A 22884-nucleotide genomic window follows, 5' to 3' on the forward strand; every position below is an offset into this window, starting at 1 on the left:
CTTCGCGCCGCGGGCGGGCCGACACTATGCCGGCGACATCATCTTGGGGAAGAACGTGGCGCGCATCCTGATCGTGGACGATTCGCCGTCGCAGCTGCTCGGCATCCAGCGCATCGTCGAAAAACTGGGGCATGAAACCTTCACCGCCACCGACGGCGCCGCCGGCGTGGAGGCCGCCAAGTCGGTCCTGCCCGACCTGGTGCTGATGGACGTGGTGATGCCCAATCTCAACGGCTTCCAGGCCACGCGCACGCTCAAGCGCGAGGCCAGCACCGCGCACATCCCGGTGGTGCTGGTGACCACCAAGGACCAGGACACCGACCGCCTGTGGGGCATGCGCCAGGGCGCCAAGGCCTACATCACCAAGCCGTTCTCCGAGGACGAGCTGTCCGAGGTGATCGCGCGGGTGTTCGAAGGCAGTGGCGACGCTCCCCAGGCTTGATCTCACGAAACGGGCATCGCCCGCTGGAGCTTTCCCGGCAAGGCCCCGCCGGGCGCTGCCCGGCGCTACAGAACCGCTGCGATCCAGCTCTTTGTAGAGCGGGGCAACGCCCCGCTGAAGCTTTCCCGGCAAGGCCCCGCCGGGCGCTGCCCGGCGCTACAGAACCGCTGCGATCCAGCCGTTTGTAGAGCGGGGCAACGCCCCGCTGGAGCTTTCCCGGCAAGGCCCCGCCGGGCGCTGCCCGGCGCTACAGAACCGCGGCGATCCAGCCCTTTGTAGAGCGGGGCAACGCCCCGCTGGGGCTTTCGCGACAAGGCCCCGCCGGGCGCTGCCCGGCGCTACAGAACCGCTGCGATCCAGCCGTTTGTAGAGCGGGGCAACGCCCCGCTGAAGCTTTCCCGGCAAGGCCCCGCCGGGCGCTGCCCGGCGCTACAGAACCGCGGCGATCCAGCCCGTTGTAGAGCGGGGCAACGCCCCGCTGGGGCTTCGCCGGCAAAGGCCCACCGCGATCACCCCTGCGGCTTTACACCTTCTCGCCGAACGCCTTGGCCAGCGCGCGGTAGGCCTTCTGCTGGGCCTCGTTGGTCGCCACCGGGGCGATCACTTCCAGTTCGACGATCTGGTCGCCGTCCGGCTTGCCCGGCAGGCCGCGGCCGCGCAGGCGCAGTTTGCGGCCACTGTCAGAATCGGCCGGCACCTTCAGTTCCACCGCGCCGCCCAGGGTCGGCACGCTGATGCTGGTGCCCAGCGCCGCCTGCCAGGGCGTGACCTGCAGGGTGTAGAGGATGTTGCGGCCGTCCACCTCGAACTGCGGGTGCGCGGCGTATTCCACTTCCAGCATCAGGTTGCCGCCGCCGCTGCCCTGTCCGGCCAGACGGATCACCTGCCCCGGGCGGATGCCCTTGGGCACGCGCACGTCAAGCTGGCGGCCATCGACGTTGATGCGCAGCGTATCGCCGCCGTAGGCCGCTTCCAGCGGCACCGACAGCTTGGCGCGGGTATCGCGCATCGGCTGCGGGCCGGCGCTGCCGCCGAAGCCCTCGAAACCGCCATGCGCGCGGCCGCCGCCCCGCTGGCGCGCGAACAGGCTCTCGAAGAAATCGCTGAAGCCGCCGCCGGCGCCACCGCCACCAAACACTTCCTCGAAGTCGAAGCCCTGGCCGCCGCCAAAATCCGGCGGCGCCTGGAACTCCTCGCCGGGCCGGTAGCCGCGCGCGCGCAGCTGGTCGTAGGCCTGGCGCTTGGCCGGATCGCGCAGCGCCTCGTAGGCCTCGTTGACGGCCTTGAACTTCTCCTCGGCGCCGGCTTCCTTGCTCACGTCCGGGTGGTACTTGCGCGCCAGCCGCCGGTAGGCGGTCTTGATCTCGGCATCGCCGGCCGTGGGCTCCACGCCCAATGTCGCGTAGTAATCCTTGAATTCCATCCAGACACCTTTACAGAAAGTCGGTCCGCCGCCGCGTGGCGACGGCCATTGCCAGAATCAGGCCCCGCCGCGAAGCGGCGTCGGCCCGTCGAACGAATTGTAAGCCTGTGCCTGCGCCTGCCCGGCCATCACGCTCTCGATCCACTCCCGGTAATGGCCCAGGCGGACATTGCAGACGGTCTGACCGTAGCGCCCGGGACGGGCAGTCAGCACATTGCCCTGGACCACCTTCCACGAGGCCAGCCCGGCCAGGCGCCACTGCCCATCGGCCTGGATGAGCGCCGGACCGCCGCTGTCGCCGTTGCCGATGACGCCCTCCAGCGGCAGCGCTGCGGGCGGTTCGTCGAACACGTAGCAGAACCAGCGGTCGTAAGCGCTGGTGACCCTGTTGAACGCGCGGCGCAACTCCGTCCGGTTCGGGCCGGCGGGATTGTGCCCGGTGGCGCCCGTGCCGGTGGCGCCCTTCCCCACGATCTGGACGACCTGGCCCGCCTCGTCGCTGTCGCGGTAGAGGGCGACGGGAGCCACATCCGTCACCGGCCGGGCCAGTCTGACCAGCGCGATGTCGTCGGACCCGGCAAGGAACACCACGATCAACATGGCCTCGCCGCTGGCCATGGCCTGGTCGATCAGCGCCTGCGGCAGCGTCCTGTAGCCCGCATGCGTGACCACGCGTTCCACCTCGCGGGCGATGCCGCCGATGCTCACCTGATCGAGCGGCGCGTGCGCCGGGATCGCATGGGCCGCAGTGACGACCCACTGCGGTGCGATCAGGACGCCGTGCCCCTCGCCGGGCATGTCGACCAGGGCGGGAAAATCGGAAGCCGGGATCCGGTACTCCGCGTCATCGACATCGTGCCGGATCACGACGGCGCCGGCGGCCGATGACACCGCGGCAAGCAACAGGAGCAACAGGAGTCGGGTCACGTGCGATGCCTTGGTGTGGGCGGACATGGCGCCGGGAAGCGTCGGAGCGCCATTTTAGCGGCGACAATGCCGGTATCGTTCCCATGTGGGGAAATGCGGCGTGAAGACTTTCTTTTCAAGCCGTTGACGCAACCCTCAACCCCCGGTCCATAGACTTCAATCCATAGCAGGAGAACCCCATGACCATCCACGTCGGCGACCGCATCCCGGAAGTGACCCTCAAGCGCATCCGCGAAGGCCTGGAAACCATCGACACGCAGGCGCTGTTCGATGGCCGCAAGGTGGTGCTGTTCGCGGTGCCGGGCGCGTTCACCCCGACCTGTTCGGCGCGCCACCTGCCCGGCTATGTCGAGCATTTCGAGCAGTTCCGCAGCCGCGGCATCGAGGTGTTCTGCATGGCGGTGAACGACCCGTTCGTGATGCAGGCCTGGGCCAAGTCGCAGTCGGTGCCGGACGGGCTGATGATGCTGTCCGACGGCAACGGCGACTTCACCCGCGCGCTGGGGCTGGAGATGGACGCCAGCGGGTCGGGCATGGGCATGCGTTCGCGCCGGTTCGCGCTGTACGTGGACAACGGCACCGTCCGCGGCGTGCATGTCGAGGAACCCGGCAGGTTCGAGGTGTCCTCGGCCGAGTACATGCTCGCCCATCTTCCGGAGTAGCGATCCCCCTTTCCACCACGGAGCACGCCAGCCATGAGCAAGCAGCCCGCCAGCAAGAAGGCCACGACCGTCCCGGCCACGGCCACTGCCATCACCGACCGCAAGACCCTGCGCGCCAACGCACGCAAGAGCATCGAGGACGGCGCGATCACGCCGACCTACAGCGCCGACCGCAAGATGGTGATCAAGCTGCTCAACGATGCGCTGGCCACCGAGTGGGTATGCGTGCTGCGCTATTACCGCCACTACTACATGGCCAAGGGCATGCTCGCCGACGCGGTGAAGGCCGAGTTCCTGGAGCATGCGCAGCAGGAGCAGGCGCACGCCGGCATGCTGGCCGAGCGCATCGTGCAGCTGGGCGGCGAGCCGGACTTCAACCCGGATACGCTCACCGCGCGCTCGCATGCCGAGTACAAGGAAGGCGGCAACCTGCGCGACATGGTGCGCGAGAACCTCATCGCCGAGCGCATCGCCATCGACAGCTACCGCGAGATGATCAACTTCGTCGGCGACAAGGACACCACCACCAAGCGCATCCTGGAGCACATCCTGGCGCAGGAAGAAGACCACGCCGACGACTTCGCCGACATGCTCGACGGGTGGATCGGCGAGTAAAACGCGGTAGATGGCGGGCTCGCCCGGCACCTGGCTTTCCCGACATCGGCCACGAAAGGCGTGCGAGACGAACCTCGCACCTGCAGAGATATGCCGCTCACTGCGCCACGCGGAAGCGGATGCGCGTCCAGGCGCCGTCCGCGGCCAGCGCTGTGAGGCTGTGCTCGCCGGGTTCGTCGAAATCGCGCACGAACGTACGCGCGCCTTCGGTCTGCGCGATCCAGCGCCCATCCAGCAGCCACTGCACCGTCGCCTCGCTGCCGATCGCCCGCAGTTGCAGGCGCGGCCCGTGCGTGGCGCCGGGCGCGCGCGCCAGCGTGGCGCGGTCGGTGAGTCCGTCGATGTGCAGCATGCCGTCGTTGCCTCGGCCATCGTCGGGGCAATCGGGCGCCAGCGGAGGCAGGCGCTGCGCCTGCCGCTGCACCTGCGACAGCCACGGCGAGGCCAGCGCCGGCCAGCGCGCCACCTCGCGCGCCTGCCGCTGCGGGTGGCCCTCGCAGCCGGCCGACAGCCGCTGGCCGCTGCGCGCATCGACCTCGAAGCGCACCTGGCCCGACTGCCACAGCCGCGCATCGCGTTCGGCGAAGGTCGGCGGCACGGTGCCATCCAGCACCAGCGCCTCGAGCCGCCGCTGGCACATCGCCGGCGGCGTATCGGCCGCGGCGATGCCCAGCGGCCAGCACACATCCACCTCATCGACGCTGGCCGGCACCGCCGGCGCGGCGCTGTCGCCGGGCTGGCGCGGCAGGCTGTCGATCACCTCGAACATCAGCGGCAGCGCGGTGACCGCGCCGTATTGACCGGGCAGCGGCGTGCCGTCCGGGCGCCCCACCCACACGCCGACGGTGTAGCGGCGCGTGCTGCCGATCGCCCAGGCGTCGCGGTAGCCGTAGCTGGTGCCGGTCTTCCATGCCACGGGCGGCCGGCTGCCGGTGTCGAACGTACCCACACCGTAGCCGGGGCGCGGATTGGACTGCAGGATGTCGCGCACGATCCACGCCGCGCCCGGCGACACCAGCCGGCGCTCGATCCGCGGATCGTCCGGGGTGTAGCGCACGCGCCCGGCGATGCCCTCGCGGTTGAGCGCGGCGAAGGCGCCGACCAGGTCCTCCAGGCGCGCGCCGGTGCCGCCGAGGATCAGCGCCAGGTTGGGCTGCACCCCATGCGGGAAGCGCAGCTTGATGCCGGCGTTGCCCAGCCGCGCGGCGAAGCGCGACGGGCCGACGCGGTCGAGCAGGTCCACCGCCGGCACGTTGAGCGAGAGCCGCAGCGCGGTGGCCGCGCCCACCGGGCCGTTGAAGGCGGCATCGAAGTTGCCGGGGCGATAGCCGCCGAAGCTCTGCGGCGCATCGACCAGCAGGCTTTCGGAATGGATCAACCCGTCGTCCAGCGCCATGCCGTACAGGAACGGCTTGAGCGTGGAGCCGGGCGAACGCCAGGCCTGCACCATGTCCACGTGACCCAGCCGCGCCTTGTCGCCGAACGCCACCGAACCGACGTAGGCGCGCGCCTCCAGCGTGGCGTTGTCCATCACCAGCAGCGCGGCGGAGGTGCGCTCGGGCAGCTGCGAGAAATACGCGGCCACGCGTTCTTCCAGCGTGCGCTGCAGGCCGCTGTCGAGCGTGGTCTGGATGTGCGCCGCGCGCGGCCGGGCGCTGCGCAGGCGCTGCGCCAGCAAGGCGGCGTGCAGCGGCTGCTGCAGCGAGCGCGCCACCACCGGCTCCACGCGCGCATCGGCCACGTCCTCGGCCGACCATGCGCCCAGTTCGGCCATGCGCGCCAGCACCTTGTCGCGCGCCTGCCGCGCCGCTTCCGGATGGCGATCCGGCCGCAGCCGGCTCGGCGACTGCGGCAGCACCGCCAGCAGCGCGGCTTCGGCATGCGACAGGCGCGCCGCCGGCTTGCCCAGGTAGGCCCAGCTGGCCGCCTCCACGCCTTCGATGGTGCCGCCATAGGGCGCGCGCTCCAGGTACAGATCAAGGATCTGCGCTTTGTCCAGATGCGCCTCCAGCTGCAGCGCACGCAGCAGCTGCTTGAGCTTGCCCCACGGCGTGCGCGTGTGCGGGTCGAGGATGCGCGCCACCTGCATGGTCAGGGTGGAACCGCCGGAGACGATGCGGCGCTCGGCCAGCATCTGTCCGCCGGCGCGCAGCAGCGCCCACGGATTGATGCCCGGGTGACGCCAGAACCAGCGGTCCTCGTAGGTCAGCAATGCCTGCAGGTACAGCGGCGACACGGTCTTCGCGTCGGCCGGATAGCGCCATACGCCCTCGGCATCGGCAAAGGCGCGCAGCGGCGTACCGTCGCGGGCGACGACCAGGGTGCTGGTATCGCGCGATTTCGGCAGCGGCGGTGGGAAGGCCAGGTCCAGGACCAGCAGCAGCGACAGCGCCGTCACCGTGCCCCAGCGCAGCCAGGGCAGGAGGCGGCCGAGCAGGCGTAGAACCCTACTGGATTTCCGCTTCTTCCCGGGGCCGTTACCGCTTCCGGCCCTCACTCCTCTCCCGGCGGGAGAAGGGCTTTGTGTTGCGGGTGCCTGTGATGTACCGCTCGCCATCCGCCATCCATTCATTGCAGCGCGGGCGCCTGCCTGGGCAGGCGCCCGCTGTCGTCATCAAGGCTGCACGACGGTGATCGTGGTCGGGCTGGAACGCCCGACGCCGCGCAGCTCGGGGCGGTACATGTCCTCGGCCAGCGGCGGCGGTACGGTGTAGGTGCCCGGGGTGACCGCGCGCACCAGGTAGAACACCCGCGCGGTGCTGCCGCGCGAGAGGTTCAGCGCGGCCACGTAGCGGTCGTCGCGGAACTCCTCGTGCTTGGCGTCGGCGGCGTTGGAGCGGTCGTTGATCTGGATGCCGTCCACCACCACGTCGGCCCACTGCTTGGCGTCGCCGAGGTTGAAGTTCTCGATCTCCAGGCCGGCCGGCAGCAGGTCGGTCAGCAGCGCGTTGGGCATAGCGGTGTTGGCGGTGACGCTCAGCCGCACGATCAGCGCCTCGCCTTCCTTCAGCGGCCGCGGGCTCCACGGTTTGCCATCGGTGGTGAACCAGTCGCGCTCGATGCCGATCACGCTGTTGTCCGGCGCCGGCGCCTGCCGCGGGATGCCGGCCACTTCCAGGCTGGCGAACATCGGCGCCTGGCCCTGCGGCGAGAAGCGCACGCCCTGCGCCAGCTGCGCGGCGTCGAACACGCGCGCGAACAGCTTGCGCGCGTCGATGGCCTCGCGCGCCTCGCCCACCGCCAGTTCGCCGGATACCAGCTTCTTCTGGTCGGCCATCAGCGCCTTGCCCAGCCGCGCCAGCGCCACCTGCTCCTGCGTACTCAGCCACAGCCAGCCGCTGTTGCGGCGCGCATCCAGCGTGCGCCCCAGGCTGACCGCACGCGCGTCGTACTCGGGCTTGGCCAGGCCGCGCTCGTGCAGCAGCGCGATCATCAACGCATCATCGCGCAGCGGGCTGCCGTAATCGCCGAAATAGGCCGGGCGGTCCTTGCCGGCCATGCCGAAGCCGGCGGCGATGGCGGCCTGGCCGCGCTTGCCGTCGCCCTGCAGCGACAGCGCCGCGCCCAGGTGGACCAGCGACAGGCCGGTCACCGCCTTGCCGCGCTCGTTGTCGTACAGCGCGCGCAGCGTGCCCAGCGGGGCGCGGTTGACGCGCGCCAGCACGTAGCCCGAATAGGCCTGGTTGGCGAACTTCAACGCGTCGCGGCGGTCCTGCCCGTAGAACTGGTTGCCGCCGCTGAGCAGGTCCTCGCTGATCCGGTTCAGCGCCTTCTGCAGCACGTTGTCCGGCACCGCGAAGCCGGCATCCTTGGCGTCGAGCAGGAACTCGGCGATGTACGGGGTCAGCGCCGGGTTGACGTAGTCGTCGTTGCCCCACATCGAGAAGTTGCCGTTGGCCACCTGCATCGAGGCCAGCCGCCCGAACGCGCCTTCCATGCGCTCGCGGCGCGCCTTGGCGTCCAGGCCGTCGGCGCCGAGCATGGCCGAGGTCGCCTGGTCCAGCAGCAGCGCGGCATAGCCCTTGCTGGTGGTCTGTTCGGCGCAGCCGTAGGGGTAATTCAACGCGCCCTGCAGCGCCGAGGCGAACGGGATCGGCGGCAACGCACTGACCAGCATGCGCGCGTTGACCGAACCGGCCATCAGCCCGCCGGCAAAGCCGCTGTCCAGGGTGATGGGTGCCAGCGGATCGAGCGTGCGGGTCTGCGAGCGCAGCACCTGCGGCCACGCCGCACGCACCGGCAGGTCGTAGCGGCGGTCGACCTTGAAGCCGTTGCCGTCCACCCGCACCCGCACCTTGGCCACGGTGTAGCCCTCCTGCGCGGTGAGCGGGAAGCTCAGGGTCTGCTTGGCATCGGCGGCCAGCTGCACCTTGCGCGCTGCTTCGCCGATGCCCAGCGGGCCCTCGCCGTCCACGCGCACCGCGAACTCGCCGGGCTTGCCGGTGAAGTTCTGCACGTCCAGGGTCACCGTGCTGCGGTCGCCCGGCGCCATCACCCGCGGCATGCTGGCCTCGGCCAGGATCGGCGCGCGTACCAGGGTCTCCACGTCGCGGTTGCCGTAACGCGTATCCGAATACACCAGCGCCGACACCCGCAGCGTGCCGTTGAAGTCCGGCACCTGCAGGGCGATGCGCGCATTGCCCTTGGCATCGAGCGCGACCGGGCCGGAGAACAGGTCCACGGTCTGCACCCGCGCGGTCGGGCGCCGCGCCTGCGGCAGCGCCTGCAGGGCCATGTCGCCGCCGAACCTGAGCTTGCCGCTGTTGCCCTCGAAGCTCTCGATCACCCGCCCGTAGATGTCGTAGGCGTCCACGCCCAGCCGCCGCTGCGCGAAGAAGTGCGCGTTGGCGTCGGGCACCGGGAAGCGGGTGATGTTGAGGATGCCCACGTCCACCGCCGAGACGGTGACGTGCGCCGGCTTGCCGGCCAGTTCCGGCGCGCTGACGGTGACGGTCATCGGCTGCTCGGGACGCATCTGCTTCGGCGCCACCAGGCCCACGGCGACGCGGCGGTCGCGGCGGTCCATCGGCACGTGCGCCACGCCCACCGCGCGCGCCGGGGTGATCTTGCTCGGCGCGCTGCCGCCGCGGAACACCAGCGCGGTGACGTAGACGTCGTGCCGCTCCCAGTCCTGGGTGACCGGTATCTCGAAGGTGCTGCCCGGTTTGGCCTCGATGTCCTGCACGTAGAGCATGCGGTCGCTTTCGACCATCAGCACGCCGCGGCCGGCATGCGGCGGGGTCAGCGTCACCTTCAACGTGTCGCCGGCCTTGTAGCCGGTCTTGTCGAGCGCGAGCTTGACCTTGTCCGGACGCGCGTCCAGGCCGCGGTTGTCGTCGTTCCAGCTCCAGCCGGCGCGGAACGGATAGCGCGTGGTCAGGCCGGTAGCCGGGTCGAACACGTCCACCCGGTACTCGCCCCACTCCACCGGGAAATCGAACTTCGCCGAGGTCGCGCCGGCATCGACGCTGCGGGTGTCCTTGTTCTCGAACCGGCGGGTGAAGTCGTAGTCCCAGCGGTTGTCGGTGAAGGTCCAGTGGTAGTCGCGCAGTTCGCGCACCAGGGTGACCTTCAGCCCCTTGGCCGGCTGCGGCTTGCCGTCGGCATCCACGCGCATCAGTTCGAAGCGGGCGTTGGCGTTGGCATCGGCGCCGTCGGCGTCGCTGAACAGCGGGCGCACCGCGACCAGCGCCGGTGCCGGCCACAGCACGCGCTTGAGCGTGCGGGTGACCGTGCGGCCACCGGTCTCGTAGACGCTGCCGGACACCACCGCCGCCACCGTCGTGCCCTTGCCGACCTCTTCCGGCAGCGCGATATCCTCGCGCAGCTTGCCGTCCCCGGGCAGGGTGGTGTCGATCACGTCGTTGGCTTCGCGCGGCAGGGTCACGGTGGGGTCGCCGAAGAACCAGCCCGGCATCGATTCGACCGGGTGCTGTTCCACCGCCACCGCCAGCCTGGCGGTGAAGCGGTTGCCGTCGGCCGGCGCGCCGTACAGGTAGGCCGCATCGGCCTGCAGCTTCAGCGGTTCGCCGGGCTTGAGCGTCTTCTGGGCGCTGTCCAGGTCCAGCTTCATGCGCTCGGGCAGGAATTCCTCGATGCGCAGGGTCATGCCCTGCACCGCTTCCTTGCTGGCCGGATCGGTGCGGAACTCGACCTGCCAGCGGCCGGTCGGCGCCTCGACGGGGATCGCCTGTTCGAACGAGAAATAGCCCTGCGCGCCGGCCTGCAACCGGGTCTCGCGGAAGATCTTGCCATCGGGCTGCTTGAGCCGCAGGAACACCGGCTGTCCGCCTTTCTCGGGGCCGGGCAGCGGCTTGCCGTCGTTGTCGCGCAGCAGCGCCGACACGCGCACGGTCTCGCCGGGGCGGTACAGGTCGCGGCCGGACCAGGCGAAAACGTCGAAGTTCGCGTTCTGTCGCCCGGCCACGGCGAACTCGCTCAGGTCCAGCGCCGGCTGGTTGAACGGCAGCATCGTGGTATCGCCGCCGCTGGAGGCCACCAGCACGTGCGAGGCGTCGAGCGTGTAGTTGAGCAGGGCATTGCCGTTGGCGTCGGTCTGCCCCTTGAGCACCGTTTCGCCCTTGCCGTCGAGCACGCGCAGTTCCACTTTCCTCGCCGGCGCGCCGGAGGCCAGCGAGGCGGTGTGCACGAACAGCTGCTCCTTGTAGGCGCGGGTGTGCAGGCCGATGTCGCTGACGGTGAAGAAGGCGGTGTCGTATTCGCCCTCGAAGCTGCCGGCACGCTTCATCACCGCGAAATACAGGCCGGGTTGCTGCAGCTCCTTGACGTCCTGGATCGGCAGGTAGGTCAGCACCCGCTCGTTGGGCTTGCCGCCGAGCACGAAGCGGTTGATGTAGACCGGGTCGGCCAGCTGCGAGATCGGCGTGTGCTCGCCGTAGTCGCTGTCCAGCTCCCAGCTGCCGCGGCGGCCGCCGCGCTGGTACTGGCTGAAGAAGGTGGGCAGGTTCTTCTCGCCCACGCGCAGGAATTCGACGTCCACTTCCGGCACGTTGACCGACACCACCGGCAGGCCGCGGCTCTCGCGCGCCGGCAGCACGCTGCCCTGCGAGGCGAAGCCGGCGGCCGGCTTCAGTTCGCCGGTGAACACCTGCTGGCGCACTTCCTTGCCCAGGCGGCTGCCATCGGCGGCGAGCAGGTCGGCCGAGACGATCAGGGTGTAGTCCTTGGCCGCCTCGACGTAGGGATAGCGCAGGGTCTTGCCGTCGTCGGACAGCGACCAGCTGCTGTCCTCGGTGCCGACCTTTTCCTCGAAGCGCAGCAGCTTGTCGAAATCCTGGGTACCGACCAGCGGCTGGGAGAACTCCACCGCCAGCGACAGGCCGTCGCCGCCCTTCTGGTCGGGCCACACGCGCACCAGCGCGAAGCCCTTGACCTCGTCACGCTTGGCCTGGATCGCCTCGCCGCTGGCGCCGGGCAGCTGCCCGGTCTCGTTGCGCTTGCAGCCGGCGAGCAGCGCCAGCACCAACAACATGACAACGACCCAGTGCGCCTGCTTCCAGTTCATGGTGTTCTCCTGCGGACGCGGTGAGTATAGGGGGCGAAAGCCCACACTCCCGTGACCGGCTTCCGACACGGCAAACCGCGCAAGGCGGTGCCGGGCCAGCGCCCCTGTAGCACGAGGCAACGCCCCGCTGGCGCATCCCCGGGCAAATCCCCGTGCCCCTGTCCGGCGCTATGGAGACATGGCCACCGACGGCGGGCACCGCCCCGCGCTACCGGGGGCAGCCTCAGCCCTTGCCGTCAGCCCTGCCCCGCCCCTCTTCACTGGCTTGCGGCGTCAAGGCACCCGCACCCATCCTTCCATGAGTACCCGTGCGCTCCGGCTCATCACCGCCTTGGTGACAGTCCACTGGCCGTCGACCCGGGCCACCGCCGCGCCCACCCGCAGGGTGCCGGAAGGATGACCGAAGCGCACCGCGTCGCGCTGCCCGCCGCCGGCGGCCAGGTTCACCAGGGTGCCAGGCACGGCCGCGGCGGTGGCGATGGCAACCGAGGCGGTGCCCATCATCGCGTGGTGCAGCTTGCCCATGGACATGGCGCGCACGTTGAGGTCGATGTCGGCGGCGGCGATGTGCTTGCCGCTGGAGGCGGCGTAGTCCTTCGCCGGCGCCACGAAGGCGACCTTGGGCGTGTGCTGGCGCGTGGCCGCTTCCTCCGGCGCCTTGATCAGGCCCATGCGCAGCGCACCGGCCACGCGGATGGCCTCGAGCCTGGCCAGCGCCGCCTTGTCGTCGTTGATCGCCGGCTGCAGTTCGGTGCCGTCGTAGCCGATGGCGGCGGCGTCGACGAACACGGTGGGGATGCCGGCGGTGATCATCGTCGCCTTGAGCGTGCCGACGCCGGGCACCTCCAGATCGTCGACCAGGTTGCCGGTGGGGAACATGCCGGGCTGGAGCCCCTCACCGCCCTCGCCTTCGTCGTCGGAAGGATCGATGAACTCCAGCACGATCTCGGCCGCCGGGAAGGTCACCCCGTCCAGTTCGAAATCGCCGGTTTCCTGCACCTGGCCATCGCGGACCGGTACGTGCACGATGATGGTCTTGCCGATGTTGGCCTGCCACACCCGCACCGCCACCGTACCGTCGCGCGGGATGCGCGCGGCCGGGACGAAGCCGTTGGCGATGGCGAACGGCCCCACTGCGGTGCTGAGGTTGCCGCAGTTGCCCGACCAGTCGACGAAGGCGCTGTCGATGGAGACCTGGCCGTACAGGTAATCGACATCGTGGTCCGGCACCGAGGCCGGGGCGATGATCACGCACTTGCTGGTGCTCGACGTCGCCCCGCCCATGCCGTCGGTCTGCTTACCGTAGGGGTCGGGCGAGCCGATCACGCGCATCAGCAGCGCGTCGCGCGCCGGGCCGGGGACGCGCGCGACTTCGGGCAGATCGTCGAGGCGGAAGAACACGCCCTTGCTGGTGCCGCCACGCATGTAGGTGGCGGGAATGCGCTGCTGGGGAGCATGGCTCTGCGGGAGGTGGGACATCGAAACGATTCCTTGCAATGGAAGACGGCCCGTTGCCGGGCCGTCGAAAACATCAGGCGGTCTGTGAAGCGTCAAGGAAATCCTGCGCGAAGCGCTGCAGCACGCCGCCGGCTTCGTAGATGGCCACTTCCTCGTCCGAATCCAGGCGGCAGGTCACCGGCACCTCGACGGTGCCGCCGTCGCGGCGGTGGATGCGCAGGGTCAGGTCGGCACGCGGGGTGCGCTGCCCGACCACGTCGAAGGTCTCGGTGCCGTCGATGCCCAGCGTGTGGCGGTCGGTGCCCGGCTTGAACTCCAGCGGCAGCACGCCCATGCCGATCAGGTTGGTACGGTGGATGCGCTCGAAGCCCTCGGCGACGATGGCTTCCACGCCCGCCAGGCGCACGCCCTTGGCCGCCCAGTCGCGCGAGCTGCCCTGGCCGTAGTCGGCGCCGGCGATGATGATCAGCGGCTGCTTGCGCTCCATGTAGGTCTCGATCGCTTCCCACATGCGCATGACCTTGCCTTCCGGCTCCACGCGCGCCAGCGAGCCCTGCCTCACGCTGCCGTCGTCGTTGCGCACCATCTCGTTGAACAGCTTCGGGTTGGCGAAGGTGGCGCGCTGCGCGGTGAGGTGGTCGCCGCGGTGGGTGGCGTAGGAATTGAAGTCTTCTTCCGGCAGGCCCATCTTCGCCAGGTATTCGCCGGCGGCGCTGGAGCGCAGGATGGCGTTGGACGGCGACAGGTGGTCGGTGGTGATGTTGTCCGGCAACACCGCCAGCGCGCGCATGCCGCGCATGGTGCGTTCGCCGGCCAGCGCGCCCTCCCAGTACGGCGGGCGGCGGATGTAGGTGCTCTGCGGCCGCCAGTCGTACAGCGGGCTGACCTTGCCGCCATGCTCGACGCGCACGTTGAACATCGGGTTGTAGACGCGGCGGAACTGCTCCGGCTTGACCGAGGCTTTCACCACCGCATCGATCTCGGCATCGGACGGCCAGATGTCCTTCAGGCGCACTTCGTTGCCGTCGGCATCGATGCCCAGCACGTCCTTCTCGATGTCGAAGCGCACCGTGCCGGCGATGGCGTAGGCGATGACCAGCGGCGGCGAGGCCAGGAACGCCTGCTTGGCATACGGGTGGATGCGGCCGTCGAAGTTGCGGTTGCCCGACAGCACGGCGGTGGCGTACAGGTCGCGGTCGATGATCTCCTGCTGGATCGCCGGGTCGAGCGCGCCGCTCATGCCATTGCAGGTGGTGCAGGCGAAGGCGACGATGCCGAACCCAAGCTTCTCCAGCTCCGGCAGCAGGCCGGCTTCCTCCAGGTACAGCTGCACCGCCTTGGAACCGGGCGCCAGCGAGGACTTCACCCACGGCTTGCGCACCAGGCCGCGCGCGTTGGCGTTGCGCGCCAGCAGGCCGGCGGCGATCACGTTGCGCGGGTTGGAGGTGTTGGTGCAGCTGGTGATGGCGGCGATGATCACCGCGCCATCGGGCATCAGGCCCTGCGCTTCCTCACCCTTGCCGCTCTCCAGCTTGGCTTCGTCGGCGATGCCGCGCTCGGCCAGGTCCGACACCGGCAGGCGGCGGTGCGGGTTGCTCGGGCCGGCCATGTTGCGCACGACCGTGGACAGGTCGAACTCAAGCACGCGCTCGTACTGTGCGGTGGCCAGCGCGTCGGCCCACAGGCCGGCGGTCTTCGCGTAGTTCTCCACCAGCGCCACCTGTGCTTCCTCGCGACCGGTCAGGCGCAGGTAGTCCAGGGTCTGCTGATCGATATAGAACATCGCCGCGGTCGCGCCGTATTCCGGGCACATGTTGGAGATGGTGGCGCGGTCGCCGATGGTCAGCGCCGCGGCGCCCTCGCCGAAGAATTCCAGCCAGGCGCCAACCACGCGCTCTTTGCGCAGGAATTCGGTCAGCGCCAGCACCACGTCGGTGGCGGTGATGTTGGGCTGCGGCCTGCCGGTCAACTTGACGCCGACGATGTCGGGCAGGCGCATCCACGACGCGCGGCCGAGCATCACGTTCTCCGCTTCCAGTCCGCCCACGCCGATGGCGATGACGCCCAGCGCGTCCACGTGCGGGGTGTGGCTGTCGGTGCCGACACAGGTATCCGGGAAGGCGACGCCGTCCTGCTGGTAGATCACCGGCGACATCTTCTCCAGGTTGATCTGGTGCATGATGCCGTTGCCCGGCGGGATCACGTCCACGTTCTCGAAGGCCAGCTTGGTCCAGTCGATGAAGTGGAAGCGGTCCTCGTTGCGGCGATCCTCGATGGCGCGGTTCTTCTCGAACGCCTGCGGGTCGAAACCACCGCACTCCACCGCCAGCGAGTGGTCGACGATCAGCTGCACCGGCACCACCGGATTGACCTTGGCCGGGTCGCCGCCCTTCTCGGCGATGGCATCGCGCAGGCCTGCCAGGTCGACCAGCGCGGTCTGGCCGAGGATGTCGTGGCAGACCACGCGTGCCGGGAACCAGGGGAAATCGAGGTCACGCCTGCGCTCGATCAGCTGCCTGAGCGAATCGGCGAGCGTGGCCGGATCGCAGCGGCGCACCAGGTTCTCGGCCAGCACGCGCGAGGTGTACGGCAGGGTGGCCCAGGCGCCGGGAGCGATTGCGTCGACCGCTTCGTGGGCGTCGAAATAGTCCAGCGCGGTGCCGGGAAGATGCTTGCGGTAATCGGTGTTCATGGCTGGCCTGTGAGTCTCTGGGCTTGCGGGAGGGGCGGCATCGACACGCCCGTGCTTCGCGGTGATCGCCGGCTTCCCGGCGGGGAGCGGCAGGGGCCGGCTCCCCGTGAAGGCGCCCTCTCCCCGCAGGGAGAAGGCGCCGGCGCATCAGGCGCGCTTGTCGAGCGGCACGAAGGCCTGGTCTTCCGGGCCGGTGTAGTTGGCGCTCGGGCGGATGATCTTGCCGTCGATGCGCTGCTCGATGATGTGCGCGCTCCAGCCGGCAGTGCGGGCGATCACGAATAGCGGCGTGAACATGGCGGTCGGCACGCCCATCATGTGGTAGCTGACGGCGCTGAACCAGTCCAGGTTCGGGAACATCTTCTTGATGTCCCACATCACCGATTCCAGGCGTTCGGCGATGTCGTACATCTTCATGTTCTGCTGCTCGGCCGACAGCTCGCGCGCCACTTCCTTGATCACCTTGTTGCGCGGATCGGACACGGTGTAGACCGGGTGGCCGAAGCCGATGACCACTTCCTTGCGTTCCACGCGCGCCTTGATGTCGGCCTCGGCCTCGTCCGGCGTCTCGTAGCGCTTCTGCACTTCGAAGGCGACTTCGTTGGCGCCGCCGTGCTTGGGCCCACGCAGCGCGCCGATGCCGCCGGTGATGGCGCTGTGCATGTCGCTGCCGGTGCCGGCGATGACGCGGCAGGCGAAGGTGGAGGCGTTGAATTCGTGCTCGGCGTACAGGATCAGCGAGGTGTGCATCGCCTTGACCCACGACTCGCGCGGCTGCTCGCCGTGCAGCAGGTGCAGGAAGTGGCCACCGATGGAGTCGTCGTCGGTCTCCACGTCGATGACACGGCCGTTGTGGCTCCAGTGGTACCAGTACAGCAGCATCGAGCCGAGGCAGGCCATCAGCTTGTCGGCGATGTCGCGCGCGCCCGGGTGGTTGTGGTCGTCCTTCTCCGGCGACACGCAGCCCAGCACCGAGACGCCGGTGCGCATCACGTCCATCGGGTGCGCCGACGGCGGCAGCTCCTCCAGCGCGGCCTTGACCGCGGCCGGGATGCCGCGCAGCGACTTCAGCTTGGCCTTGTAGGCGCGCAGTTCGGCCTTGTTGGGCAGCTTGCCGTGCACCAGCAGGTGGGCGATTTCCTCGAACTCGCTGGTATTGGCCAGGTCCAGGATGTCGTAGCCGCGGTAATGCAGGTCGTTGCCGCTGCGGCCGACGGTGCACAGCGCGGTGTTGCCGGCGGCGGTGCCGGACAGGGCGACGGACTTCTTGGGCTTGAAGCCGGGCGTGGCGGTGGTCTGTTCTGACATGGTCTTCTGCCTCCGAGGGAAGGATTAGGGTTGTTTCTGCCTGCCGTCGCCGGGCGCCGCGGTGGCGCATTCCAGCAATCGCTGCAGCATTTCTATCTGGCGGTTCTGCTGTTCGACCAGCAGCGCCCATTCGTGGGAGCGCAGCACGTCCAGCTTCTCGTGGATCTGCAGTACTTCCAGTTCCGATTTCACGTTGACCTGGTAGTCGTTCTCGGCATGCATGCGGTCCACCGCCGCCTGCCGGTTCTGGCTCATCATGATGATCGGCGCCTGCACCGCGGCCAGGCACGACAGCACCAGGTTGAGCAGGATGTAGGGGTAGGGATCGAACGCCCTGGCCAGCAGGAAGCTGTTGACGATCATCCACACCACCAGCACCACGCCGAAGCACATGATGAAGGTCCAGCTGCCGCCAACCGCGGCGACGCGGTCGGCGACCCGCTCTCCGAGGGTGCGGGACTCGTGCAGCTCGCGTCGCACGTTGCGCGAGACCCGCCCGCCGGAGATGAAGCGTTCGACCACCACCCGTTCTTCCGGCGTCAACTGCTCCAGCTCGCGTTGCAGCAGGCGCCGCGCGGCATCGCGGCGATCGACACGGGTGCTGTGGGAGGAGGTCGTCGCCATGGCGGGAATCAGGTGGCCGCAGGGACGGCCATCATGCGCCCTTCTGCGCGAACACCTTGTCCAGCTGCGCCTCGAAGGCGTGGTAGCCGATGCGATCGTACAGCTCCTCGCGGGTCTGCATGGCGTCCACCACGTTGCGCTGGTGGCCGTCGCGGCGGATCGCCTCGTACACGTTCTCGGCGGCCTTGTTGGCGGCGCGGAACGCCGACAGCGGGAACAGCTGGATGGCGACGCCGGCCGAGGCCAGTTCGTCGCGGCTGAACAGCGGCGTGGCGCCGAACTCGGTGATGTTGGCCAGCACAGGCACCTTCACCGCGTCGGCGAAGCGCTTGTAGGTCGGCAGGTCGTAGGCGGCCTCGGCGAAGATGCCGTCGGCGCCGGCCTCGACGCAGGCGATGGCGCGCTCGATGGCCGCGTCCACGCCTTCCATCTGGATCGCGTCGGTACGGGCGATCAGGAAGAAGTCCGGATCGGTCTTGGCGTCGGCGGCGGCCTTCACCCGGTCGACCATCTCACCCTGCGACACGATCTCCTTGCCCGGGCGATGGCCGCAGCGCTTGGCGCCGACCTGGTCCTCGATGTGGCAGGCGGCGGCGCCGGCCTTGATCAGCGATTTCACCGTGCGCGCGATGTTGAACGCGCTCGGGCCGAAGCCGGTGTCGATGTCCACCATCAGCGGCAGGTCGCACACGTCGGTGATGCGGCGCACGTCGATCAGCACGTCTTCCAGGGTGTTGATGCCCAGGTCCGGCAGGCCCAGCGAGCCGGCCGCGACGCCGCCGCCGGACAGGTAGATGGCCTTGTAGCCGGCGCGTTTGGCGAGCAGCGCGTGGTTGGCGTTGATCGCGCCGATCACCTGCAAGGGCTTCTCGGCGGCCAGGGCGGCGCGGAAGGCGGCGCCGGCGGAGGAAAGGGACATGGCGGGACTCCTGGTCTGGCGGCGGCGAAAGGGCCGTTCCGCGATGGCGCACAATCTGGCACCATCCAGAGCATTGATCAATCTTGATTCAATAAATCAACATATTGAACACCATGGCCGAACCCACCGAACCGGAACTGATCCCCGCCAGCGACGCCTGCGCCCTGCTCGGCATCAGCCCGGCCACGCTCTATGCCTATGTCAGCCGCGGCCAGCTCAGTTCGCGGCCCGGTCCGGACCCGCGCAGCCGCGTCTACCTGCGCGCCGAGGTGGAACGGCTGGCGCAGCGCAAGCGCGCCGGCCGCGGCGCCGAACGCGGCGCGGCGCAGAGCTTGGACCGCGGCCTGCCGGTGCTGGAGACGCGGATCTCGCTGATCCGCCCGGACGCGCCGTATTACCGCGGCCGCTCGGCGGTGGCGGCGGCGCGCGCCGGCGCCACGCTGGAGGACATCGCGCGGCTGCTGTGGGAATGCGAGGAACAGGACCCGTTCGCCGTGCCGCCGCCCCCGGCCTGGCCGGAACGCGTGGCGGCGCTGGCGCTGGATACCGCGCTGCCACCGCTGGAACGCACCATGGCCTGCATCCCGCTGCTGGCGCTGGAACAGCGGCAGTCGCTCAATGCCGCCGCGCCGGTGCGGCGCGAAGTGGCGGCGACGCTGCTGCGGCAGAACGCCGCGCTGCTGGTCGGCGTCCAGCCCGACGCGCGGCCGGTGCATCGCCTGCTCGCCGACGCGTGGCGGCCCGGCGATGCCGGCTTCGCCGGGCTGGTGCGCTCGGCGCTGGTGCTGTGCGCCGACCACGAATTGAACGTATCCGCGTTCGCCGCGCGCGTGGTCGCCTCCACCGGCGCGCACCTGCACGCCACCGTCAGCGCGGGCCTGGCCGCGCTGTCCGGCCCGCGCCACGGCGGCGCCACCGCACGCGCGCATGCCCTGCTGCTCGACGCGGAGGCCAGCGGCGCACCGGCCGCCTTCATCGCCGAACGCTGGCGCCGCGGCGACGAGCTGCCCGGCTTCAACCACCTGCTCTACCCCGACGGCGACCCGCGCGGCACCGAAATGCTGCGCCAGCTGCGCGGGCTGTGCGGCGACCAGCCGCGCATGCGCCACGTCGAGGCGGTGCTGGCCGCCACCGCCGAACACAGCGGCCAGCATCCGAACATCGACGGCCTGCTCGCGGCGATCTGCTACGTGCACGACCTGCCCGGCACGCATGCGCTGGTGATGTTCGCCGCCGCGCGCCTGACCGGCTGGCTGGCACATGCGCTGGAGCAACAGGCGCTGGGCACGCTGATCCGCCCCCGCGCGCGCTACACGGGGCTGGCGCCGGGAGGATGAGCCGGCGGCCAGGCATGCATCCCGCTCATGCCTGCCGCAGCTTATTCGCGTTGGTTGCGATGCGCCGGCCTGCCTATGCTGCGGCATCCGTAGCCGACAGGCAGATGACAGCGATGCGCCGACACCCCTTCCCGCCCTGCCGCCTTGCGGGCTCCATCCTCGGCCTCGCCCTGCTCGCCGCCTGCCAGCCCGCGCCACGCGGCGCGCCCGTGACCGCGGCGGCCTCTCCGACCGCCGCCACGCCGGCTGCGACCGCAGACCGGGACATCCCCGCCTGCGCCGCCAGCGACAGCGCCATGGAAGGCTGGAACGAGCGCGCGCCCCCGCGCCGCATCTTCGGCAACACGTGGTACGTGGGCACCTGCGGCCTGACCGCGCTGCTGGTCACCTCCGACGCGGGCCACGTCCTCATCGACGGCGCCACCGCGCCCGCCGGCCCGTTGATCGAAGCCAACATCCGGGCCCTGGGCTTCGATCCCCGCGATGTGAAATATCTGCTCAACTCGCACGAACATTACGACCATGCAGCGGGCCTGGCCTATCTGCAGGGCGCGACCGGCGCACCGCTGCTGGCGCGCGCACCGGCCGTCGCCACACTGCATACCGGCATTAGCGACCGCAGCGATCCGCAACAGCTGGAATTCAAGGAAGGCTTTCCCGCCGTGCCGGTCGTACAAACCATCGACGATGGCGACACCGTGCGGGTCGGCCCCCTGGCCCTCACCGCGCACGCGACGCCCGGCCACACCGCCGGCGGCACCAGCTGGACCTGGCGTTCCTGCGAAGGCACGCGCTGCCTGGACATGGCCTACACCGACAGCGTGAGCGCCCTCTCGGACAGGCAGTACCGTTACAGCGAGCATCCTGCGATGGTGGCCGCCTTCCGCCGCGGCCTGGACACCATCGCCGCCCTGCCCTGCGACATCCACCTCACCCCGCACCCACTGGCCAGCGACCTGTTCGCGCGCCTGCAGGGCACGCCCGGCAAACCGCTGGTCGACGCCGGAGCGTGCAGGCGTTATGCCCAAAGCGGACGCGCCAACCTGGAGAAAAGGCTGAGCGATGAAACCAGCGGCCTGAAACCGTGAAGCCGGACCTGCTGCCTGATGGCGGCAGGATGCCGGGCCGCGACCGGGGCTTTGCCGCCGGATGATCCACCGGCAAGGCCCGTGCGGGGCACGCCCCGCATCTACGGGTGACGCTGCGCCCAGCGCTGGACGATGGCCGCGATCGCCTGCACGCCATCGGTCAGGGCCGCCGGCCCCGGCTGCAGGATCAGCGGCGACTTGATTTCGTGCAGTTCGCCGTCGCGCACCGCCGGTATCGCCTCCCAGCCCGGTCGTGCGGCCACGCGTTCGGGACGGAATTTCTTGCCGCACCACGAGCCGATGATGATGTCCGGGGCGCGCGCGATCACCGGGTCGCCATCGGCGAGGATGCGCGCCTTGGCCAGCGGTTCGCGCGACAGTTCGGGGAACACGTCGATGCCGCCGGCGATCTCCACCAGCTCGGCGCCCCACTGGATGCCGGTGATGATCGGCTCGTCCCACTCTTCCACGTACACGCGCGGCCGCCGCGGCAGGCGCGCGGCCTGCGCGGCGATGGCGTCCAGTCCGCGCTGCAACTCGTCGGCATAGGCATCGGCGCGCGCGGCCACGCCGACCAGCGCGCCGAGCCGGCGGATGTAATCGAGGATGCCGGCGACGCTGCGATGGTTGGCGATCCACACCTCCACGCCGCGGCGGATCAGCTCGGCGGCGATGTCGGCCTGGATGTCGGAAAAGCCGATCGCCAGGTCGGGCTTGAGCTTGAGGATCTCCTCCACCTTGGCGCTGGTGAAGGCGCTGACCTTGGGCTTGTCGCGACGCGCCTGCGGCGGGCGCACGGTGAAGCCGCTGATGCCGACGACGCGGTCCTGCTCGCCCAGCGCGTACAGGGTCTCGGTCGGCTCCTCGGTGAGGCAGACGATGCGGCGCGGCCCGCTCATGGTGCGGCGAACTCCACCGCATCGACGAACACCGCCGGACTGTTCCACGGATGATGCGCGGCGATGCCGTCATCGAGCAGGCGCTGCAGCCGCTCGCGGGCGCCCGGCACCTCGCGCGGGATGCAGAACTCCAGCCGCACCGTGGGCTCGCTCACCAGTTCGCGGGCCTGCCCGACGGCGCTGGCGGTGCCGGGCAGCGCGCGGAACTGCTCACGCCCCGGGGCCGATTCCCACATGCCATGCGCGTAGCCGCCGGCCGCCAGGTCGTCCACCGCGAGGATGCCGCGCTTGAGCGCCTCCAGCCGCGCCGGCGGCACGAACACGGTGATGCGGTAGACCGGATGCAGGCGCAGCGTGCTCACGGATACAGCAGCCGCTTGCTCCAGGCGCCGGCGGCGTCGGCCTCGTAGCACCAGCGTTCGTGCAGGCGGAAGGTCGCGCCGTACCAGAACTCGATGCGCTGCGGCACCACGCGGATGCCGCTCCAGCCGTCCGGGCGCGGCACGTCGCGGCCTTCGAAGCGCGCCTCGAAATTGCGCAGGCGCTCCTCGAATTCCTCGCGCGAGCCCAGCGTCTGCGACTGCACCGAGGCCCAGGCGCCGATCTGGCTCATGCGCGGACGCGAAGCGAAATAGGCATCGGCCTCGGCCGCGGACACCAGTTGCGCGTCGCCGTCGATCCGCACCTGGATACCGGCCCCGCGCAGGCTGCGCCACAGCAGCAGCAGCGCCGCCTGGCGGTTGGCATGCAGTTCGCGGCCCTTGCGGCTGTCCAGGTGGGTGTAGAACACGAAGCCGCGCTCATCGAAGGACTTGAGCAGCACGGTACGCGCCGAGGGCCGGCCATCGACATCGGCGGTGGCCACGGTCATCGCACTGGGCTCGATTTCATTGCTGGCCTTGGCCTCCTCGAACAACTCGGCGAAGGTCGAAAGCGCTTCTGCGTACAGATCGGTCATGGCTCCA

The 22884-nt window shown here is 69.9% G+C and carries 17 protein-coding genes; 5 read left to right on the forward strand and 12 right to left on the reverse strand.

Features of this window, described 5'->3' with window-relative positions; genetic code table 11:
• The first annotated feature begins 55 nt into the window (after nucleotides 1–55).
• Nucleotides 56–442 (forward strand): twitching motility response regulator PilH, encoded by a 387-nt coding sequence (gene pilH / locus ABB22_RS07800; protein ID WP_055765318.1) that lies wholly within the window; start codon nucleotides 56–58, stop codon nucleotides 440–442.
• Nucleotides 443–965: 523 nt separating this feature from the next.
• Here the strand turns inward: pilH and ABB22_RS07805 are convergent.
• Nucleotides 966–1865, reverse strand: a complete 900-nt coding sequence (locus ABB22_RS07805; protein WP_055764245.1) for a DnaJ C-terminal domain-containing protein — start codon at nucleotides 1863–1865, stop codon at nucleotides 966–968.
• Between the two features lie 57 nt (nucleotides 1866–1922).
• Nucleotides 1923–2792, reverse strand: coding sequence for a S1 family peptidase (locus ABB22_RS07810; protein WP_235504189.1), 870 nt, complete (start codon nucleotides 2790–2792; stop codon nucleotides 1923–1925).
• Nucleotides 2793–2971: 179 nt separating this feature from the next.
• On the opposite strand from ABB22_RS07810, the gene ABB22_RS07815 reads away from it, so the two are divergent.
• Both ABB22_RS07815 and ABB22_RS07820 read left to right on the forward strand, forming a co-directional pair.
• Nucleotides 2972–3454, forward strand: a complete 483-nt coding sequence (locus tag ABB22_RS07815) for a peroxiredoxin (RefSeq protein WP_055764239.1) — start codon at nucleotides 2972–2974, stop codon at nucleotides 3452–3454.
• Between the two features lie 33 nt (nucleotides 3455–3487).
• On the forward strand, nucleotides 3488–4069 hold the full coding sequence (locus ABB22_RS07820; protein ID WP_055764237.1) for a ferritin-like domain-containing protein: 582 nt from the start codon (nucleotides 3488–3490) through the stop codon (nucleotides 4067–4069).
• Nucleotides 4070–4166: 97 nt separating this feature from the next.
• On the opposite strand, the gene pbpC is transcribed toward ABB22_RS07820, so the two are convergent.
• From pbpC to prpB, 7 genes are all read right to left on the reverse strand, one after another.
• Nucleotides 4167–6626, reverse strand: coding sequence for a penicillin-binding protein 1C (pbpC, locus tag ABB22_RS07825; RefSeq protein ID WP_082443446.1), 2460 nt, complete (start codon nucleotides 6624–6626; stop codon nucleotides 4167–4169).
• A gap of 57 nt (nucleotides 6627–6683) precedes the next feature.
• Nucleotides 6684–11561: an alpha-2-macroglobulin family protein gene (locus ABB22_RS07830; RefSeq protein ID WP_425477794.1), complete on the reverse strand. Its 4878-nt coding sequence runs from the start codon at nucleotides 11559–11561 to the stop codon at nucleotides 6684–6686.
• Nucleotides 11562–11867: 306 nt separating this feature from the next.
• The gene (gene prpF / locus ABB22_RS07835; protein WP_055764231.1) at nucleotides 11868–13073 is read right to left on the reverse strand and encodes a 2-methylaconitate cis-trans isomerase PrpF; all 1206 of its coding nucleotides are present in this window, start codon (nucleotides 13071–13073) and stop codon (nucleotides 11868–11870) included.
• A gap of 52 nt (nucleotides 13074–13125) precedes the next feature.
• Nucleotides 13126–15744: a Fe/S-dependent 2-methylisocitrate dehydratase AcnD gene (gene acnD, locus ABB22_RS07840; protein ID WP_055764228.1), complete on the reverse strand. Its 2619-nt coding sequence runs from the start codon at nucleotides 15742–15744 to the stop codon at nucleotides 13126–13128.
• Between the two features lie 147 nt (nucleotides 15745–15891).
• Nucleotides 15892–17052: a bifunctional 2-methylcitrate synthase/citrate synthase gene (prpC, locus tag ABB22_RS07845; protein ID WP_055764225.1), complete on the reverse strand. Its 1161-nt coding sequence runs from the start codon at nucleotides 17050–17052 to the stop codon at nucleotides 15892–15894.
• A gap of 24 nt (nucleotides 17053–17076) precedes the next feature.
• Nucleotides 17077–17676 carry a DUF1003 domain-containing protein gene (locus ABB22_RS07850; protein WP_055764222.1) on the reverse strand — a complete coding sequence of 200 codons (600 nt, stop codon included), beginning with the start codon at nucleotides 17674–17676 and terminating at the stop codon, nucleotides 17077–17079.
• Nucleotides 17677–17707: 31 nt separating this feature from the next.
• Nucleotides 17708–18595 (reverse strand): methylisocitrate lyase, encoded by an 888-nt coding sequence (prpB, locus tag ABB22_RS07855; RefSeq protein WP_055764219.1) that lies wholly within the window; start codon nucleotides 18593–18595, stop codon nucleotides 17708–17710.
• Between the two features lie 113 nt (nucleotides 18596–18708).
• Here prpB and ABB22_RS07860 point away from each other — a divergent pair, with 113 nt between their 5' ends.
• Nucleotides 18709–19932 carry a citrate synthase family protein gene (locus ABB22_RS07860; RefSeq protein WP_055765313.1) on the forward strand — a complete coding sequence of 408 codons (1224 nt, stop codon included), beginning with the start codon at nucleotides 18709–18711 and terminating at the stop codon, nucleotides 19930–19932.
• 14 nt (nucleotides 19933–19946) lie between these two features.
• The gene (gene bla / locus ABB22_RS07865; protein ID WP_235504188.1) at nucleotides 19947–21020 is read left to right on the forward strand and encodes a subclass B3 metallo-beta-lactamase; all 1074 of its coding nucleotides are present in this window, start codon (nucleotides 19947–19949) and stop codon (nucleotides 21018–21020) included.
• 101 nt (nucleotides 21021–21121) lie between these two features.
• On the opposite strand, the gene ABB22_RS07870 is transcribed toward bla, so the two are convergent.
• Genes ABB22_RS07870 through pdxH form a run of 3 tightly spaced genes read right to left on the reverse strand, consistent with a single transcriptional unit; the run spans nucleotide 21122 to nucleotide 22877 of the window.
• The gene (locus ABB22_RS07870; RefSeq protein WP_055764217.1) at nucleotides 21122–21919 is read right to left on the reverse strand and encodes a cobalamin-binding protein; all 798 of its coding nucleotides are present in this window, start codon (nucleotides 21917–21919) and stop codon (nucleotides 21122–21124) included.
• Nucleotides 21916–22281: a YqfO family protein gene (locus ABB22_RS07875; protein ID WP_235504186.1), complete on the reverse strand. Its 366-nt coding sequence runs from the start codon at nucleotides 22279–22281 to the stop codon at nucleotides 21916–21918. The genes ABB22_RS07870 and ABB22_RS07875 overlap by 4 nt, the downstream gene beginning before the upstream one ends.
• Nucleotides 22278–22877 carry a pyridoxamine 5'-phosphate oxidase gene (gene pdxH / locus ABB22_RS07880; RefSeq protein WP_055764214.1) on the reverse strand — a complete coding sequence of 200 codons (600 nt, stop codon included), beginning with the start codon at nucleotides 22875–22877 and terminating at the stop codon, nucleotides 22278–22280. The genes ABB22_RS07875 and pdxH overlap by 4 nt, the downstream gene beginning before the upstream one ends.
• Nucleotides 22878–22884 lie beyond the last annotated feature (7 nt).

The sequence above is a fragment of the Stenotrophomonas nitritireducens genome, assembly GCF_001431425.1.
Taxonomy (GTDB): domain Bacteria; phylum Pseudomonadota; class Gammaproteobacteria; order Xanthomonadales; family Xanthomonadaceae; genus Stenotrophomonas; species Stenotrophomonas nitritireducens.